Origin of the sequence: Streptomyces sp. (assembly GCF_019510245.1) — a bacterium.
Classification (GTDB): domain Bacteria; phylum Actinomycetota; class Actinomycetes; order Streptomycetales; family Streptomycetaceae; genus Streptomyces.
This window is the reverse complement of sequence record NZ_JAEKKT010000124.1, coordinates 87,379-102,353: the sequence shown is the minus strand read 5'-3', so window position 1 is coordinate 102,353 and position 14,975 is coordinate 87,379. Positions and strand designations below refer to the sequence as shown.

Below are 14,975 nucleotides of genomic sequence, written 5' to 3'. Positions count from 1 at the left end.
GGCCCAACCGGGTTGCGCACTCGCCCGGTTGACGGAGCCGCAGGTCAGCGGGTGACGGCGACGTCCCTCTACTGCCCCTGCTCCTCGCGCTCGCAGCGACGGCCCTCGGCTGGGGCCTGGTCACCGACCCCGCCGGGAGCCGGCCGACCTGACAGGGCTGCCTGGGCGTACGCCGACCTGGGTGTCCTGGCCGCCCTGGCGCCCGGCTTCCTCCCCGCACTCGCCCCGGGTCGCGGCCGGGTCCGGGCCTGCCGGCGAGCACGCCGGTGACGCCGCTGTCCCTCTCCCGTGCCGCACGGGTGACGGTCCGGGTGCCGACCGTCACCGGCGCGAGCCGTTGCCGTTGCGGATCCGGGCGCGCTGTTCCCGGAGGGCGGCGAGAGCCCGGGCGGCCACCGGTGCATGCCCCGGCCCCGACCGGGTACGCGTGCCGTGGCCGCCCGGTGCCCGCCGGACCCGCGGCCGGTACCACCACCGCTACCTGGGGATCTGCCATGGAGACACCCGCACACGACGACTTCCCGACGCCGGCCCAGCGGGCGCTCGACACGCTGGCCGTGAACGCCGAGGACACCACCGCCCTGGACACGCTCGCACAGAGCGACGTGCTGGTCCCGGTCCCGGACGACGCCGCCGAGGCGGCCGACCCCGCGATGATCGCCCTGCCCGTCCTGGAGCGCCCCGACGGCGACCCCGTCGTCCCCGTGTTCACCTCGGAAGGGGAGCTGACCGGCCTGCTGCCGACGGTCTCGCGCTACCGCGTGGTCCCGCTCGGCGCGCTCGCCTCGCAGTGGCCCGAGGACAACCTCTCGCTCGCCATAGACGGCAGCTCGGCGCACGCCCTGACGCTCACCTCGGAGGGCGTACGCACCCTGCTGGCCCGGCCGGCGGGCTGAACAAGGCGCTCCGGTCACCGGGAGGCCGCCGTGCGGGCCAGAATGGCCCCATGGAATGGATCTCCGGGGTGGCCGGGGGGCTGGTACTGATCCTGGTCCTGCGCAGCATCCTGCGCACGCTCGTGGTCCCCCGGGGCCTGTACTCCGTGCTGGTGTACCGGCTGTGGTGGGGCCTGCGCCGCCTGCTCTGCTTCACCGCGCACCGCGGCGGCTACCGGGCCATCGACCGCGCCCAGACCTGGCTCGCCCCGCTCATGCTGGTCGGCATGCTCGCCGCCTGGCTCGGCGGGGCGTTCCTCGGCTTCGGGCTGCTGCTGTACGCGTTCTCCCCGCTGTCCTGGAGCATCGCGTTCCGGGAGGCGGGCTCCAGCCTGTTCACCCTGGGTTTCGCCAGCGGCGCCCGGCTTCGGCTGTCCGCGCTCGACTTCGTCGCCGCCGCCTGCGGGCCGGTCGTCATCGCGCTCCAGATCGCCTACCTGCCCACGCTGTACGCCGCCTACAACCGCCGCGAACTGGAGGTCACCCTCCTGCAGTCCCGGGCCGGCGAGCCCGCCTGGGGACCGGAGATCCTCGCCCGGCAGTGGCTCGTCGACACCGAGACCGCGCTGCCCGAGCTGTACCGCTCCTGGGAGCGGCTGGCCGCGGACATGGGGGAGAGCCACGCCACCTATCCCGTGCTGCTGGCGTTCCGCTCGCCGCGCCCCTACCGCAGCTGGCTGGTCGGCCTGATCGCCGTCATGGACGCGGCGGCCATGCAGCTCGCGCTCGCCCCGCGCTCCGCCCCGCCGGAGGCCCGGCTGGTGCTGCGCGCCGGGTTCACCGCGCTGCGTGACATCGCCGCCTCCGTGCGGGCGACCTTCGACACCGACCCGGCCCCCGACGCCCCCATCGAGCTCACCTACGCGGAGTTCGAGGAGGCCGTGACCATGCTGGAGAAGACCGGTTTCCGGGCCGAACGCGGCACCGCGGAGGCCTGGCCGCACTTCCACGGCTGGCGCGTCAACTACGAGGCGGTCGCCTACGAGCTGTGCCGCCGCTGCGACGCCGTACCGGCGCTGTGGACCGGCTCCCGCGACTTCCCGTCGCAGCCCATCCCGCCGTTGCGCCCAATGGACCGGCAGCCGCCCGGAGGACGGCCGGAAGTTCCCCCCGTCCGCGGGTAGCGCGGCGCATCCTGAGGGAAGATCCCAGCAGGGGCCGGGGAGAGCGAGAGGGGCGGATCGTCGTGAGGGTCGTCCTGCTGGGTACCGCCGCCGGGGGCGGGTTCCCACAGTGGAACTGCGCGTGCGCGCTGTGCGCCGCCGCCCGGGACGGCAAGCTGCCCTCCCGGACCCAGGAGTGCGTCGCGCTGACCGGCAACGGCCGGGACTGGTGGCTGCTCAACGCCTCCCCGGACATCCGCGGCCAGCTCACCGCCACGGCCGCGCTGTGGCCGGGGCCGGGCCCCCGGGACACCCCGGTGCGCGGCGTGCTGCTCACCGACGCGGAGGCCGACCACGTCACCGGCCTGACCGTGCTGCGCGGCGCCCCGGACCTCAAGGTGTACGCGGCCCCGCCGGTGCGGACGGTGCTGGCCCCGGCCCGGGGCGCCCTGGACCGCTACGCCCCCTGGGAGTGGGCCGACAGCCTGGCCGACGGGGGCTTCGTACTGGCCGGCGGCCTGGTCGTCACCGCCCACCCGGTCGGCGCCAAGGTCCCGGCGTACGTCCCGGCCGCGTTCGCCGAGGCCGACGGCCGCTGGGTCACGGCGTACCGCATCGAGGACCTGGCCACCGGGGGAGTGCTGCTCTACGCGCCCTGCGTCGGCTCCTGGAGCGACGTCCTGGACGAGCTCTGCGCGGAGGCCGACTGCGTCCTGCTGGACGGCACCTTCTTCACCGCCCGCGAGATGGGCACCACGGTCCGCTCCGGTCCCCGCCGGCAGGCGGCGATGGGCCATCTCCCGGTTTTCGGCGCGCACGGCAGCCTCGCCGCCCTCGCGCGCCATCCCCGCACCCGCCGGATCTACACCCACCTCAACAACACCAACCCCCTGGTGGACCCGGCCTCCAGGGCCCGCGCCCAGGTCGCCGCGGAGGGCGTCGAGGTCCTCCCCGACGGGATCGAGTTCGCGCTCTAGTCGCCCGCGCCTGCGAGCATCCGCCCCAGCACCGCCCGCTGCAGCGGCCGTACCTCGGCGTGCAGGGCGCGGCCCTTCGGGGTGAGCGCGACCCATACGCCCCGCCGGTCCTCGACACAGACCGAACGCTCCACCAGGCCGTCCTTCTCCAGCCGTCCGATCAGCCGGGAGAGGGCGCTCTGGCTCAGGTGGACCCGGCCCACCAGGTTCTGCACCCGGCAGTGGTCACCCTCGGCCGGGGTCTCGGTGGCGAGCAGGTCGAGCACCTCGAAGTCGCTCGCGCCCAGCCCGTGCGGATGCAGCACCCGGTCGATCTCGCACATGGTGCGCGCGTGCACCGACAGGATGTCCCGCCACTGTTCCTCGAGCCGGGCCTCGGCCGTCTTCACTGCCATACCCGCACCGTAACACCGATGGAGCCTATTGTTGAGTGCGCAACTAGTGCGGGTGCAAGCAGTCTCAGGCCACCGGGCCCTGGAGCAGCCCCACCATGTTGCCGTCGGCGTCCTTCACCGAGGCGACCAGCCGCCCGTTGCCCACGTCCCGCGCGTCCTGGACCAGTTCGGCGCCCGCCGCCAGCAGCGCCGCGAGCCGCTCCCGCAGATCGGTGACGTGCCAGAACGGCGTCGGCCCGGTCAGGCCCTGGGCGTGCCCGTTCGGGTCGAGGCCGACATCCTGCCCGGCGGCCTTGAACCCGATGTAGTACGGCTCGTCGGCATACGGCTCGACACCCAGCAACGCACCGAACAGTGCCTTGGCCCGCGCCGCGTCCTTGACGGGGTAGATGATCGTCTGCACGCCTTCGCTCATGGCGCTCTCACTCCTCGCGATAAGGGAACCGGCGCTTTCCGGCCGGTGATCTAACGCTAGGACGGGCCCGCCCACCGCGGCTTCTCCAATCCTGACCGCTTGCGGAAGCGCCCCGAAGGGGCGCTGGGGGTACCCCCAGCCTTCGGCTGGGGGAGGAACTGCGCGGCCGGCCCCTGCCCGGACCGCACCCGCCCGACGACGCGCCCCGGCACCCCGGACCGCGCCCGGCCTACGCAGAGTCGCGTCGCACCAGCTCCGTCGGAAGGATCACCGCCGCCGGGTCCTCGCCCCCTATCTGGGCGAGCAGCACCCGGACCATCTCGTTGCTGATCCGGTCCCAGGGCTGGCGGATGGTGGTGAGCCGCGGCGTCACCGCGGTGGCCGCCGGGGAGTCGTCGAAACCGCCGACAGCGATGTCATCCGGCACCCGCCGGCCGGCCCGCTGGAACACCGCCAGCACGCCCTGCGCCATCAGGTCGGAGGCCACGAACACGGCGTCCAGGTCAGGGGCCTGCGCGAGCAGCCGCTCCGCCCCCGCCTCGCCGCTCGCCCTGCTGTAGTCCCCGGGCACGACGAGCGCCTCGTCGACCGCGATGCCCGCCTCGGTGAGCACCTCCTTGTACCCGGCGAGCCGCTCCACACCGCCCGGGGTGTCCAGCGGCCCGGTGATCATGCCGATCCGGCGGCGCCCCACGTCCAGCAGGTGCCGGACCATGTCCCGGGCGCCGTCCCGGTCGTCGGCGGCCACATAGCTGACCTTCGAGCCGAGCCCGATCGGCTTGCCGCAGGCCACCAGCGGTACGCCCGCCTCGCGCAGTTCCTCCGCGACCGGGTCACCGGAGTGACTCGACACCAGCAGCACCCCGTCGACGTGCCCCGCGGTGATGTACCGGGTGATCCGCCGCCGTTCGTCCTTCGTGCCCGCCAGCATCAGCAGCACCGGGATGTCGTGGCTCGCCAGCGCCTGCGTGCAGCCACTCAGCAGGACGTTGAAGTTCGGGTCCTCGAAGAACCGCTCCTGCGGCTCGGTCAGCAGGAAGCCGACCGAGTCCGAGCGTCCGGTGATCAGCGAGCGGGCGTGCCGGTTCACGACGTACCCCGTCCTGCGGATGGCGTCGTTGACCGCCTCCGCGGCGGCGGGGCTGACGTAGTGCCCGCCGTTGAGCACCCGCGAGACGGTGCCCCGGGAGACACCGGCCTCGCGCGCCACGTCGTGGATCGTCGGCGGTTTGCGCCGGCCCCCCGCACTACTGCTCATGGTCATGACTTTACGGCCCCGGACAGCAGGTCAAGGCTCCAGAAGCGCTGAATGACCAGGAAGAGCGCGATCAGCGGCAGTACGGCCAGGAACGCGCCGGTGATCACCAGGGTGTACAGGGCCGGGGTGTTGGCGCCCTGCATCAGGAGCGTGTACAGACCGAGGGTGAGCGGGAACCGCTCGTCGTTGCTCAGCATGATGTACGGCAGCAGGAAGTTGTTCCAGATGGCCACGAACTGGAACAGGAACACCGTCACCATGCCGGGGATCATCATCGGCAGCGCGATCCGGGTGAAGATCCGCCACTCGCCGGCCCCGTCCATCCGTCCGGCCTCCACCACGTCGGCGGGGACGGCCGCGGCCGCGTAGATCCGCGAGAGGTAGACACCGTAGGGGGTGAGGATCTGGGGGAGCAGCACGGACAGGTAGGAGTCCGTGAGGTTCGCCTTGGCGAGCAGCAGGTACTGCGGGATGGCGAGGATGACCGGGGGCATCAGGACGCCCGCGAGCAGCACGTTGAAGATCGCCTCCCGGCCCCTGAACCGGTAGACGGCGAGGGCGTAGCCGCTGACCGCCGACACGCACGTCGAGACCACGGCACCGAGACCGGCGTACAGGGCGGAGTTGGCCATCCACTGCCAGTAGATGCCGTCCCGGTAGGCGCTGAGGTCCTTGAGGTTCTGGGCGAAGCCGGTACCGGGCAGGAACGTGAACGTGGAGAACAGCTCACTGCCGGACTTGGTGGAGGCGATCACCACCCAGGCGACCGGCAGCAGCGTGTACACCGCGCCCAGCACGAGGACGGCCGTCGGGATCAGGGCGACACGGCGGCGCAGCGGCGGCCCCTGGGCGGTGCCGGGCGTCGTGCCGGCGGCCGGGGCGGCCTTGCGGACGGCAAGAGAACTCACGGTGCACCTCCTTGACTGGCGTCCCGCTTGTTTCGGCGGTTCGCGGCCCGCAGGAACGCGAAGGACAGCGCGAGCGTGGCGAGGGCGATCAGCGTCGCCTCGGCCGCCGCCGAGTAGATGTCCCCCTTGGCGAAGGCGTCGACATACACCTTCATCAGCGGGCTCCAGGTCGTGCTGACCGAGTTGGTCAGGGGCTTCAGGGTCATCGGCTCGTTGAACACCTGCAGCGTCGCGATGATCGAGAAGAAGAAGGTGAGCACCAGCGAGGGCGCCACCATCGGGATCTTGATCCGCAGGGCGGTCTGCAGCGGGGTGGCGCCGTCGAGCTTCGCCGCCTCGTGGACCTCGGCCGGGATGGACCTGAGCGAGGTGTAGATGACGATCATGTTGAAGCCGGTGCCGCCCCACACCGCGATGTTGGACAGGGCCAGGTACAGCGGCCCGCCGTCCAGCAGGTTCGGCTGCGGCAGGTGCAGCTTCGCGAGCACGTAGTAGAAGGGGCTGACGTCCGGCAGGTACAGGAAGCCCCACAGCAGCGCGGCCACCACACCGGGGATGGCGTACGGCAGGAAGATCGCGAGCCGGGTGAACGGGGCGAGGCGGACCCGCTCGGAGTCGAGCATCAGGGCGAACAGGAGGGCGAGGCCCAGCATCACCGGGACGACGATGCAGCCGTAGCCGAGAACGCGCAGCGCACCCTCGTAGAACTCGTTGTCGGTGAGGGCGTCCCGGTAGTTCTCCAGGCCGGCCCAGACCTCCGTGCGGGCACCCGCGCCCAGGCCGAGCCCGGACACGTGCACCTTGCGGAAGCTGAGCCAGAGCGCGTACCCGATGGGCAGCGCGAAGAACAGGGCGAAGAGGACCGCGGCGGGGACGAGGAAAAAGTAGGGGGCGCTCCGCGCTCGTCTGAGGGTGGTGGTGGGAGACGGGTGGCGGTACGGGGCCCCCTTGACCCCGTACGGCTTCCGGACGGTGGGGCTGGTCACTGAGAGACCTCGAAGCCCTGCTTCTTCATGTCGGCGACCGTGTCGTCCTGCATCTTCTTCAGGGCGGCGGTGAAGTCCGACTTGCTCTTCGCGGCGGCGCCGAACGCGTCGTTGAAGGACGTGTAGGCGACGTTCACGTTCGGGCCCCAGGCGGAGGGCGCCGTGGTCTTCGCGATCTCGGCGGCCTTGGCGTAGAAGTCCGACTGGTTCGAGAAGTAGTCGGGCGAGGTGGCGAAGGCGCCGCTGGTCTGGGCGTTCGTCGCGGCCGGGTAGATGCCGCCCTCCTTGGCCAGCGCGTTGAGCGCCTCGCCGTCGGTGTTCAGCCAGGCCGCGAACTTGGCGGCGGCCGCATGGTGCTTGGAGTCGGTGGTGACGGCGGTCGAGGAGCCGCCCCAGCTGCCGGTGACGTTCTCGGACGCGGACCACTGGGGGAGCGGGGCCATCGCCCACTTGCCCTTGGTGTCGGGCGCGGCCGTGGTCAGCGTGCCCGGCGCCCACACGGCCGAGACCCAGGCGATCTGCTTGCCGGTGTCGAGCGCCTTGTTCCAGGCCGGGGTGTACATCGGCTGGTTGTCGATGACGCCCTCCTTGACCAGACCGCCCCAGAACCTGGCGACCTTCTGGGTGGCCGCGTCGTCGATGGCGACCTTCCACTTGTCGCCGGAGGTGGTCCACCACTTGGCGCCGGCCTGCTGGGCGAGACCTGCGAAGAGGCCCGAGTCGTTGGCGGAGAACAAGAGGTCCGCGCGGTAGTAGAACATCATCGGGCCGATGTCCTGCGGCACCGCGTACACCGCGTCCGTGCCCAGCGTGACCTGCTGCCAGACGCCGTCGGCGAACTTCGACTTCGCGTCGCCGACCGACTTGGATATGTCGGCGACCGCGTCGTTGGAGACCAGAGTCGGGAGCGCCTGGTACTCGGCCTGCACCAGGTCGGGGCCGTTCTTCGCCTTGTGCGCGGTGAGGATCTTGGTCACCAGCGTGTCGCCGGACGCCTGCTTCTTCACCGTGACGGTGATCTGCTCCTTCTTGCCCTCGCCCTTGTTCCACAGGTCCACGACCTTGTCCATACCGGGCGCCCAGGCCCAGTACGTCAGCGAGACAGGACCGGAGTCGGCCTTGCTGTCGTCGGACGAGCCGCAGGCGGCGAGGGCGGTGGCGCCGAGCGAGACGGCGACGGCGGTTGTCACGAGGCGGCGGCGCTTCGTGTGCGGCATGGATCTCTCCCCTGACCTGGGCCCCCGCACGTCGCGGGAACCTGCCCTGCAGATGGTGTGTGAGCGTTCTCAGACCCGGATCATCGCCCGTCGCGAGTCCGTGTCATGCTCTGTGAGCGTTCACAGTAGAGAAACATCCCGGACACTTGTCAATGGTTGTTGCTGTGCGGTTATGTTGGGCTCACGCCACGATCGATGTGTGTGAACGTTCCCAAATGATCGATTAAACGGGAGAGATCCATGCCGGACACCACCCCCAGGGGCCTGACCAGGCTCGCCTTCGGTGGGGACTACAACCCCGAGCAGTGGCCGGAGAGCGTCTGGCACGAGGACGTCCGGCTGATGCGCGAGGCCGGGGTCGCGATGGTGAGCGTCGGGATCTTCTCCTGGGCCCTGCTGGAGCCGGCGCCGGGGGAGTACGACTTCGGCTGGCTCGACCGGGTCCTCGACCTGCTCCACGAGAACGGCATCCGCGTCGACCTCGGCACCCCCACCGTGGCACCGCCCGCCTGGTTCTACCGCGCCCACCCCGAGGCCCTGCCGGTGACCGCGGAGGGCGTGCGCCACGAGTTCGGCTCGCGCGGCGCCATCTGCCACTCCAACGCCGACTACCGTGCCGCCGCCGCGAACATCACCACCCGCCTCGCCGAGCGCTACGGCCACCACCCGGCCCTCGCGCTGTGGCATGTCCACAACGAGTACGGCGTCCCGGTCTCGGCCTGCTACTGCGACTCCTGCGCCGCCCACTTCCGCCGCTGGCTCGCGGGTGCCCACGGCACCGTCGACGCCGTCAACGAGGCCTGGGGCACGGCCTTCTGGGGCCAGCACTACACCGACCTGGCCCAGATCAACCCGCCGCGCGTCACCCCGACCGTGGTCAACCCAGGCCAGGCCCTCGACTACAAGCGGTTCGCCGACGCCACCATCCGCGAGAACTTCCGCATGGAGCGGGACATCCTGCACCGCCTCTCGCCCGGCGTCCCGGTCACCACCAACTTCATGACCGCCCTCAGCCAGTGCGACTCCATCGACTACTGGGCCTGGGGCCGCGAGGTCGACCTGGTCACCAACGACCACTACCTGATCACCGACGGCCGCCGCACCCACGTCAACCTCGCCATGGCCGCCGACCTCACCCGCTCGGTGGCCGGCGGCGCCCCCTGGCTGCTCCTCGAACACTCCACCTCGGGCGTCAACTGGCAGCCCCGCAACCCCGCGAAGGGCCCCGGCCAGATGGCCCGCAACTCCCTCGCGCACGTGGCCCGCGGCTCCGACGGCGCCATGTTCTTCCAGTGGCGGCAGTCCCGGCGCGGCGCCGAGAAGTTCCACTCCGCGATGCTCCCGCACGGCGGCACCGAGACCCGCGTGTGGCGCGAGGTCGTGGAACTCGGCGCCGCCATCGACTCGCTGACCCAGATCAGGGGCACCCGGACCCGGGCCGACGTCGCCGTCCTGTGGGACTGGCAGTCCTGGTGGGCGCAGAACCTCCAGTGGCGCCCCAGCGAGGACCACGACCCGCGCGAACGCGCCGACGCCTTCTACGAGGCCCTCTACGACCGCCACCTCACCGTCGACTTCGCCCACCCGGAAAGCGACTTGTCGGCCTATCCCCTTGTCGTCGTACCGGCCCTGTACCTGATGACGGAGGCGGCCGGGAACAACCTCCGCGAGTACGTCGAGAACGGCGGCACGCTGGTCGTCTCGTACTTCTCGGGGATCGTCGACGAGCACGACGCGGTGCACGAGGGCGCCTACCCGGGCACCCTCCGCGAGACCCTGGGCCTCACGGTCGAGGAGTTCTCCCCGCTCCTGAAGGACCAGCGGGTCAGGCTCACCGGCCCCGACGGCCCCGACGTACCCGAGCTCATCGGAGACGTCTGGACCGAGTTCGTCGTCCCGGGCACCGCCGAGACCGTCTGGAGCTACGCCGACGGTCTCACCGCCGGCCGGCCCGCGGTCACCCGGCACCGGCTGGGGGAGGGCACCGCCTGGTACGTGTCGACGCGCCTGGACGCGCACGGCCTGGACGCCCTGCTCGGCCGGGCCGCCGAGGACGCCCGGATCGCGCCGCGCGCCGAACTGCCCCGCGACGTGGAGGTGGTGCGCCGCGCCGGCGAGTCCGGCTCCTTCCTGTTCGCGATCAACCACACCGCCACCGACGCCAAGGTGCCCCTCGAGTCGCACGGCACCGAGCTGCTGACGGGCGAGCGCGCCGCGGGCCGCCTCGCGGTTCCCGCGGGCACCGTGCGGGTCGTGCGACTCGACGGCTGAGCCCGCCCGGCCGGGCAGCGCCGCCGGCCCGGCCCCGCACCGACTCCCCTCCGTCCGCGAGTGCCACGAGAGCCGCGGGCGGAGGGGGCCTCCTCCGGCCCCGCCGGAGGACACCCCACCCCAGTCACGTCGAAGGGACGACGGACGATGATGTTCCATCCCAGACGCACCCTCAGGGCCCTGCTGCTGCCGCTCCTGGCCGGGCTCGCCCTCACCGCCCTCCCGGCGCAGACCGCCCAGGCGGCGAGCACCCTCACCAACGGCGGCTTCGAGTCGGACGGTGCGGGCGTGGCCACGCCCACCGGCTGGTCGGAGTACGGCGACACGGGCGCCTCGTACACCGAGTCCGGCGGCCACAGCGGCAGTTACCGCCTCAGCCACTACTCGGCCTCCGCCTACAAGGTGGAGACCTACCAGTACCTGTCGGGCCTGACCAACGGGAACTACACCCTCACCGCCTGGGTCCGCTCCAGCGGCGGTCAGAACTCCGCGTACATATCCCTGAAGAACTGCGGCAGTTCGGAGCAGAGGACCGACCTGCCGGTCTCCGCCGGCAGCTGGGTGCGGATCGTCACGTCGGTCGCGGTCACCAACAACCAGTGCACCGTGAGCATCTACTCGGACGCCAACGCGGGCAACTGGATCAACGTCGACGACCTGACCTTCGCGCCCGGTTCGACGGGCCTGTCCGTCAAGGGCGCGGACATCTCCTCACTGGCCAAGAGCGAGGCCAAGGGCGGGGTCTACCGGGCCAGCTCCGGCGCCACCGGGGACGCGGTCACCATCCTGAAGAACGCCGGCATGAACTACGCGCGCCTGAAGGTCTGGGTCAACCCGGCCGACGGCTACAGCGACAAGGCGCACGTACTGGCCATGGCCAAGCGGATCAAGGCGGCCGGCATGAAGCTCCTCGTCGACTTCCACTACTCGGACACCTGGGCCGACCCGGGCAAGCAGACCAAGCCCGCCGCCTGGGCGGGCGACTCCTACAGCCAGCTGAAGACCGACGTGTACAACCACACGTACGACGTCCTCAACGCCCTGAAGTCCCAGGGCACCACCGCCGACATGGTCCAGATCGGCAACGAGATCAACGGCGGCATGCTCTGGTCCGAGGGCTCCACCGACAACTGGTCCCAGCTCGCCGGCCTGATCAACTCCGGCTACAGCGCCGCCAAGGCCGTCTCCTCCGCCACCAGGGTCGCCCTGCACCTGGCCAACGCGGGCGACGACGCCACCGTCCGCTGGTGGTTCGACAACGCCAGGACCTACGGCATCAACTACGACGTGATCGGGCTGTCGTACTACGGCTACTGGCACGGCTCGCTGGCAGCCGCCCAGACCACCCTGGACGACGTGGCCTCCCGCTACTCCAAGCCGGTCTTCGTCGCCGAGACCGCCTACCCGTTCACCCTGGCCCAGGACGACTCGCTGGAGAACCAGATCGACACCAGCAGCGAGCTGGTCACCGGCTACCCGGCCACCGCCGCGGGGCAGCTGGCCTGGATGAACGCCGTCGCGAGCATCGTCGAGGCGGTCCCGAACGGCCGTGGCCTCGGCGTCTTCTACTGGGAGGCGACCTGGACCGCCGTCACCGGCAACGGCTGGGACCCGACCGACGCCACGTCCGGCAACGGCTGGGAGAACCAGGCCCTGTTCGGCTACGACGACAAGGCGCTGTCCTCCATGGCGTGGTTCAGCCACCGCTGAGCCACCGCTGACGGGGGCCCGGCCGTAAGGGGACGGCCGGGCCCCTCCGCCCTGCCCGGGATCCGGAGCGCGGGCAAGGCCACGACCGGCCGATCCCGTACGGCCGTTCGATCTCGGACATCGCAACGGACTCCTGCGCGTGGGCGCTTCGGCTGCGGGACAGTGGGAACACACACTGCGAGGAGGCAGGGACGGAGGCCGGTCGGATGCTGAGGAACGCCACGCGCGCAAGCCGCCTGGAGATCCTGGACTGGCTCAAGGATCCGGCGGCCCACTTCCCGCCCCAGCGCCACGCCGACCTCGCCGAGGACGGCGTCACCGTCCGGGCCGTCGCCGCCAAGCTCGGGGTCTCCCGCAAGGTCGCCGGCGCCCATCTGGACCTGCTGGCCCGGCTCGGCCTGCTCCGCACCAAGCGCATCCGGCACCGGGTCTACTACCGGCGCGACGAGATCCGGATGGCCGAAGTGGCCCGGATGTTCGAGAAGGGCTGGTGAGAGCGGTTACCCCTGCCACCATGGGTCTCATGGACCGACCCACGCGCCTCGTCCCCCTTCACTACGTCGCCGTCGGCGGCCGGGGCCCGGAGGACGTGGTGACGGATCCGGACGGCCGGGTCCTGACCGGCGTCGAGGACGGCCGTATCCTGCGCCTGGACGGGCTCGGCGACCCGGACACCGCCCGGGTCCGGACCCTCGCCCGGACCGGCGGCCGCCCGCTCGGGCTCGACCTCCTCCCCGATGGCGACCTGCTGGTCTGCGACGCGGAGCGCGGCCTGCTGCGCGTCGGCCTCGACGACGGCGCCGTCCGCGTCCTCGCCGACACGGTCGAGGGGGAGCCGCTGCGGTTCGCGAGCAACGTGGTCGCCCTGCCCGACGGCACCGTGTACTTCACCGCCTCCAGCCGCCGGTTCCCCCTCGACCAGTGGATCGGCGACATCGTCGAGCACAGCGGCACCGGCCGCCTGCTGCGCCTCGCACCGGGTGCGCGTACCGCCGAAGTGGCCTGGGACGGCTTCCAGTTCGCCAACGGGCTGACCGTGAGCGGCGACGGCACCTTCCTGATCGTCGCCGAGACCGGCGCATACCGCCTCACCCGCTACTGGCTCACCGGCCCGCGCGCGGGCCGCGCCGAGTTCTTCGCCGAACTCCCCGGCATGCCCGACAACATCTGGCGCGACGGAGACCTCGTCTGGGTCGCCCTCGCCGGCCCGCGCAACCCCCCGCTCGACGTCTTCCACCACAGCCCCCTCGCCGTCCGCCGGGCGGCCGCCCGGGCCGCCGTGCACGCCCCCTACCGCCCCGTCGGCACGGTCGCCGTCCTCGCGCTCGACGACCACGGCCGGGTCGTCCACCACCTGGCCCGCCGGAACTCAGGCTTCCGCATGGTCACCAGCGTCTGCCGGACCGGCCGCCATCTGGTGCTCGGCAGCGTCTGGGAACCCGGCGTCGCGATCTGCGCGGCCCCCGTCGCGAAGTGACCGCCGGGTACGCCCGGCGGTACCCTGAGGCACCCGTCAGGGGCGGTGCCGAACAGGAGACGTACGACCATGACAGCCCCGGAAGCCGAGAGCCTCCGAGTCCAGCCGAGCCCCCGGCGGCGGCCCGAGTGGCGTGCCCAGGCGCCGGTCGTCGCGGTGGTCGCCGTCGGCGGCGCGATCGGCGCCGTGGCCCGCTACGCCCTCGCCCTGGCCCTGCCCACGGCCGCCGGCGGATTCCCCTGGGCGACCTTCTGGACGAACGTCATCGGCTGCGCGGTGATCGGCGCGTTCCTGGTCCTGATCACCGAAGGACTCCCCGCGCACCGCCTGGTCCGCCCCTTCTTCGGCACCGGCGTCCTCGGCGGCTTCACCACCTTCTCCACCTACGCCGTCGACATCCAGAAACTGGTCGACCACGGCCGGGCCGCCACCGGGCTCGCCTATCTCGCCGCGACCCTGTGCGCGGCCCTCGCGGCGGTGTGGTGCGCGGCCACCGCGACCCGCCGGGTCCTCACCCGGAGGCAGCGATGACGAGACTGACCGGCCGCGCCCTGCGCCTGACCGTCTACATCGGCGAGGACGACGTCTGGCACCACAAGCCCCTCTACACGGAGATCGTGCACCGCGCCCACGCGGCCGGACTCGCGGGCGCCAGCGTCTTCCGGGGCATCGAGGGCTTCGGCGCCTCCTCCCGCATCCACACCTCGAGGCTCCTGTCGCTGAGCGAGGACCTGCCGGTGGCGGTCGTCGTCGTGGACACGGAGGAGCGCATCCGGGCGTTCCTGCCGCAGCTCGACGAACTGGTGACCGAAGGGCTCGTGACCTTGGACGACTGTGAGGTCATCCGGTATGCCGGCCGGGCGGAGGAATCCGGCACATCGGACACGAAGGGTAAGAAGTCGTTGTGAACTGGCTGTTGGTGGTCCTCGGTGCCATGGTCGGTGCTCCGCTCCGCTACCTCACCGACCGCGCCGTCCAGGCCAGGCACGACTCCGTCTTCCCCTGGGGCACCTTCGTGGTCAATGTCATGGGTTGCCTCATTCTGGGCCTCCTGACCGGCGCCGTCTCGGCGGGCGCCGCGGGTCCGCACCTCCAGCTGCTCCTCGGCACCGGGCTGTGCGGGGCACTGACGACGTACTCGACGTTCTCCTACGAGACCCTCCGGCTGACCGAGACCGGCGCCGGGCTCTACGCTGCCGCCAACGTCGTCGCGAGTCTCGTGGCGGGGCTCGGGGCGGCCTTCGCCGGGGCGGCGATCGCCCAATCGGTGTGGGCCTAGGACTTGCTTCACGCCCGCCCGTTGTAAGACTGTCTACAGCACTG

Annotated in this window: 16 protein-coding genes and 1 pseudogene; 11 read left to right on the top strand and 6 right to left on the bottom strand. The window is 71.7% G+C overall.

What is annotated here, in order from left to right:
• Positions 1 to 56 precede the first annotated feature (56 nt).
• The 4 genes and pseudogenes from JF597_RS13455 to pqqB form a co-directional block, all read left to right on the top strand.
• Positions 57 to 270: pseudogene (locus JF597_RS13455) on the top strand (allantoin permease); the annotation flags it as partial.
• A 224-nt stretch (positions 271 to 494) separates the two neighbouring features.
• Positions 495 to 896, top strand: coding sequence for an SseB family protein (locus JF597_RS13450; RefSeq protein ID WP_293993515.1), 402 nt, complete (start codon positions 495 to 497; stop codon positions 894 to 896).
• Positions 897 to 946: 50 nt separating this feature from the next.
• Positions 947 to 2,059: a hypothetical protein gene (locus JF597_RS13445; protein WP_293993513.1), complete on the top strand. Its 1,113-nt coding sequence runs from the start codon at positions 947 to 949 to the stop codon at positions 2,057 to 2,059.
• Between the two features lie 62 nt (positions 2,060 to 2,121).
• Positions 2,122 to 3,015 carry a pyrroloquinoline quinone biosynthesis protein PqqB gene (gene pqqB, locus JF597_RS13440; protein WP_293993511.1) on the top strand — a complete coding sequence of 298 codons (894 nt, stop codon included), beginning with the start codon at positions 2,122 to 2,124 and terminating at the stop codon, positions 3,013 to 3,015.
• Here the strand turns inward: pqqB and JF597_RS13435 are convergent.
• The 6 genes from JF597_RS13435 to JF597_RS13410 form a co-directional block, all read right to left on the bottom strand.
• Positions 3,012 to 3,410 carry a MarR family transcriptional regulator gene (locus JF597_RS13435; protein ID WP_293993510.1) on the bottom strand — a complete coding sequence of 133 codons (399 nt, stop codon included), beginning with the start codon at positions 3,408 to 3,410 and terminating at the stop codon, positions 3,012 to 3,014. The two genes, pqqB and JF597_RS13435, sit on opposite strands and share 4 nt — an antisense overlap.
• Positions 3,411 to 3,474: 64 nt before the next feature.
• Positions 3,475 to 3,825, bottom strand: a complete 351-nt coding sequence (locus JF597_RS13430; RefSeq protein ID WP_293993508.1) for a VOC family protein — start codon at positions 3,823 to 3,825, stop codon at positions 3,475 to 3,477.
• 229 nt (positions 3,826 to 4,054) lie between these two features.
• Complete coding sequence (locus JF597_RS13425) at positions 4,055 to 5,089, bottom strand: LacI family DNA-binding transcriptional regulator (protein ID WP_293993506.1); 1,035 nt, start codon at positions 5,087 to 5,089, stop codon at positions 4,055 to 4,057.
• A complete protein-coding gene (locus JF597_RS13420; protein WP_293993504.1) occupies positions 5,086 to 5,991 on the bottom strand; it encodes a carbohydrate ABC transporter permease in 906 nt (301 codons plus the stop codon). The genes JF597_RS13425 and JF597_RS13420 overlap by 4 nt, the downstream gene beginning before the upstream one ends.
• Positions 5,988 to 6,842 carry a carbohydrate ABC transporter permease gene (locus JF597_RS13415; RefSeq protein WP_293993543.1) on the bottom strand — a complete coding sequence of 285 codons (855 nt, stop codon included), beginning with the start codon at positions 6,840 to 6,842 and terminating at the stop codon, positions 5,988 to 5,990. Before JF597_RS13415 ends, JF597_RS13420 begins: the two co-directional genes overlap by 4 nt.
• Positions 6,843 to 6,973: 131 nt before the next feature.
• Positions 6,974 to 8,194, bottom strand: a complete 1,221-nt coding sequence (locus JF597_RS13410; RefSeq protein ID WP_293993502.1) for a sugar ABC transporter substrate-binding protein — start codon at positions 8,192 to 8,194, stop codon at positions 6,974 to 6,976.
• A gap of 240 nt (positions 8,195 to 8,434) precedes the next feature.
• On the opposite strand from JF597_RS13410, the gene JF597_RS13405 reads away from it, so the two are divergent.
• The 7 genes from JF597_RS13405 to crcB (JF597_RS13375) all read left to right on the top strand — a co-directional run bounded on the left by JF597_RS13405 (position 8,435) and on the right by crcB (JF597_RS13375) (position 14,931).
• Positions 8,435 to 10,465, top strand: a complete 2,031-nt coding sequence (locus JF597_RS13405) for a beta-galactosidase (protein WP_293993501.1) — start codon at positions 8,435 to 8,437, stop codon at positions 10,463 to 10,465.
• 150 nt (positions 10,466 to 10,615) lie between these two features.
• Positions 10,616 to 12,175, top strand: a complete 1,560-nt coding sequence (locus JF597_RS13400; RefSeq protein WP_293993541.1) for a glycosyl hydrolase 53 family protein — start codon at positions 10,616 to 10,618, stop codon at positions 12,173 to 12,175.
• 206 nt (positions 12,176 to 12,381) lie between these two features.
• A complete protein-coding gene (locus JF597_RS13395; RefSeq protein WP_293993499.1) occupies positions 12,382 to 12,669 on the top strand; it encodes a helix-turn-helix domain-containing protein in 288 nt (95 codons plus the stop codon).
• A gap of 29 nt (positions 12,670 to 12,698) precedes the next feature.
• On the top strand, positions 12,699 to 13,652 hold the full coding sequence (locus JF597_RS13390; protein WP_293993497.1) for an SMP-30/gluconolactonase/LRE family protein: 954 nt from the start codon (positions 12,699 to 12,701) through the stop codon (positions 13,650 to 13,652).
• Between the two features lie 69 nt (positions 13,653 to 13,721).
• Complete coding sequence (gene crcB, locus JF597_RS13385; protein ID WP_293993495.1) at positions 13,722 to 14,183, top strand: fluoride efflux transporter CrcB; 462 nt, start codon at positions 13,722 to 13,724, stop codon at positions 14,181 to 14,183.
• Entirely contained in the window at positions 14,180 to 14,560 is a 381-nt protein-coding gene (locus JF597_RS13380; RefSeq protein WP_293993493.1) for a DUF190 domain-containing protein, read from the top strand. Before crcB (JF597_RS13385) ends, JF597_RS13380 begins: the two co-directional genes overlap by 4 nt.
• On the top strand, positions 14,557 to 14,931 hold the full coding sequence (gene crcB / locus JF597_RS13375; protein ID WP_293993492.1) for a fluoride efflux transporter CrcB: 375 nt from the start codon (positions 14,557 to 14,559) through the stop codon (positions 14,929 to 14,931). The genes JF597_RS13380 and crcB (JF597_RS13375) overlap by 4 nt, the downstream gene beginning before the upstream one ends.
• Positions 14,932 to 14,975: the final 44 nt, after the last annotated feature.

Bases quoted from the DNA above. Each gene is read 5' to 3' on its own strand.
- JF597_RS13450 (WP_293993515.1), top strand. From the start codon at position 495: ATGGAGACACCCGCACACGACGACTTCCCGACGCCGGCCCAGCGGGCG.
- JF597_RS13445 (WP_293993513.1), top strand. From the start codon at position 947: ATGGAATGGATCTCCGGGGTGGCCGGGGGGCTGGTACTGATCCTGGTC.
- JF597_RS13435 (WP_293993510.1), bottom strand. From the start codon at position 3,410: ATGGCAGTGAAGACGGCCGAGGCCCGGCTCGAGGAACAGTGGCGGGAC.
- JF597_RS13430 (WP_293993508.1), bottom strand. From the start codon at position 3,825: ATGAGCGAAGGCGTGCAGACGATCATCTACCCCGTCAAGGACGCGGCG.
- JF597_RS13425 (WP_293993506.1), bottom strand. From the start codon at position 5,089: ATGACCATGAGCAGTAGTGCGGGGGGCCGGCGCAAACCGCCGACGATC.
- JF597_RS13410 (WP_293993502.1), bottom strand. From the start codon at position 8,194: ATGCCGCACACGAAGCGCCGCCGCCTCGTGACAACCGCCGTCGCCGTC.
- JF597_RS13405 (WP_293993501.1), top strand. From the start codon at position 8,435: ATGCCGGACACCACCCCCAGGGGCCTGACCAGGCTCGCCTTCGGTGGG.
- JF597_RS13400 (WP_293993541.1), top strand. From the start codon at position 10,616: ATGTTCCATCCCAGACGCACCCTCAGGGCCCTGCTGCTGCCGCTCCTG.
- JF597_RS13395 (WP_293993499.1), top strand. From the start codon at position 12,382: ATGCTGAGGAACGCCACGCGCGCAAGCCGCCTGGAGATCCTGGACTGG.
- JF597_RS13390 (WP_293993497.1), top strand. From the start codon at position 12,699: ATGGACCGACCCACGCGCCTCGTCCCCCTTCACTACGTCGCCGTCGGC.
- crcB (WP_293993495.1), top strand. From the start codon at position 13,722: ATGACAGCCCCGGAAGCCGAGAGCCTCCGAGTCCAGCCGAGCCCCCGG.
- JF597_RS13380 (WP_293993493.1), top strand. From the start codon at position 14,180: ATGACGAGACTGACCGGCCGCGCCCTGCGCCTGACCGTCTACATCGGC.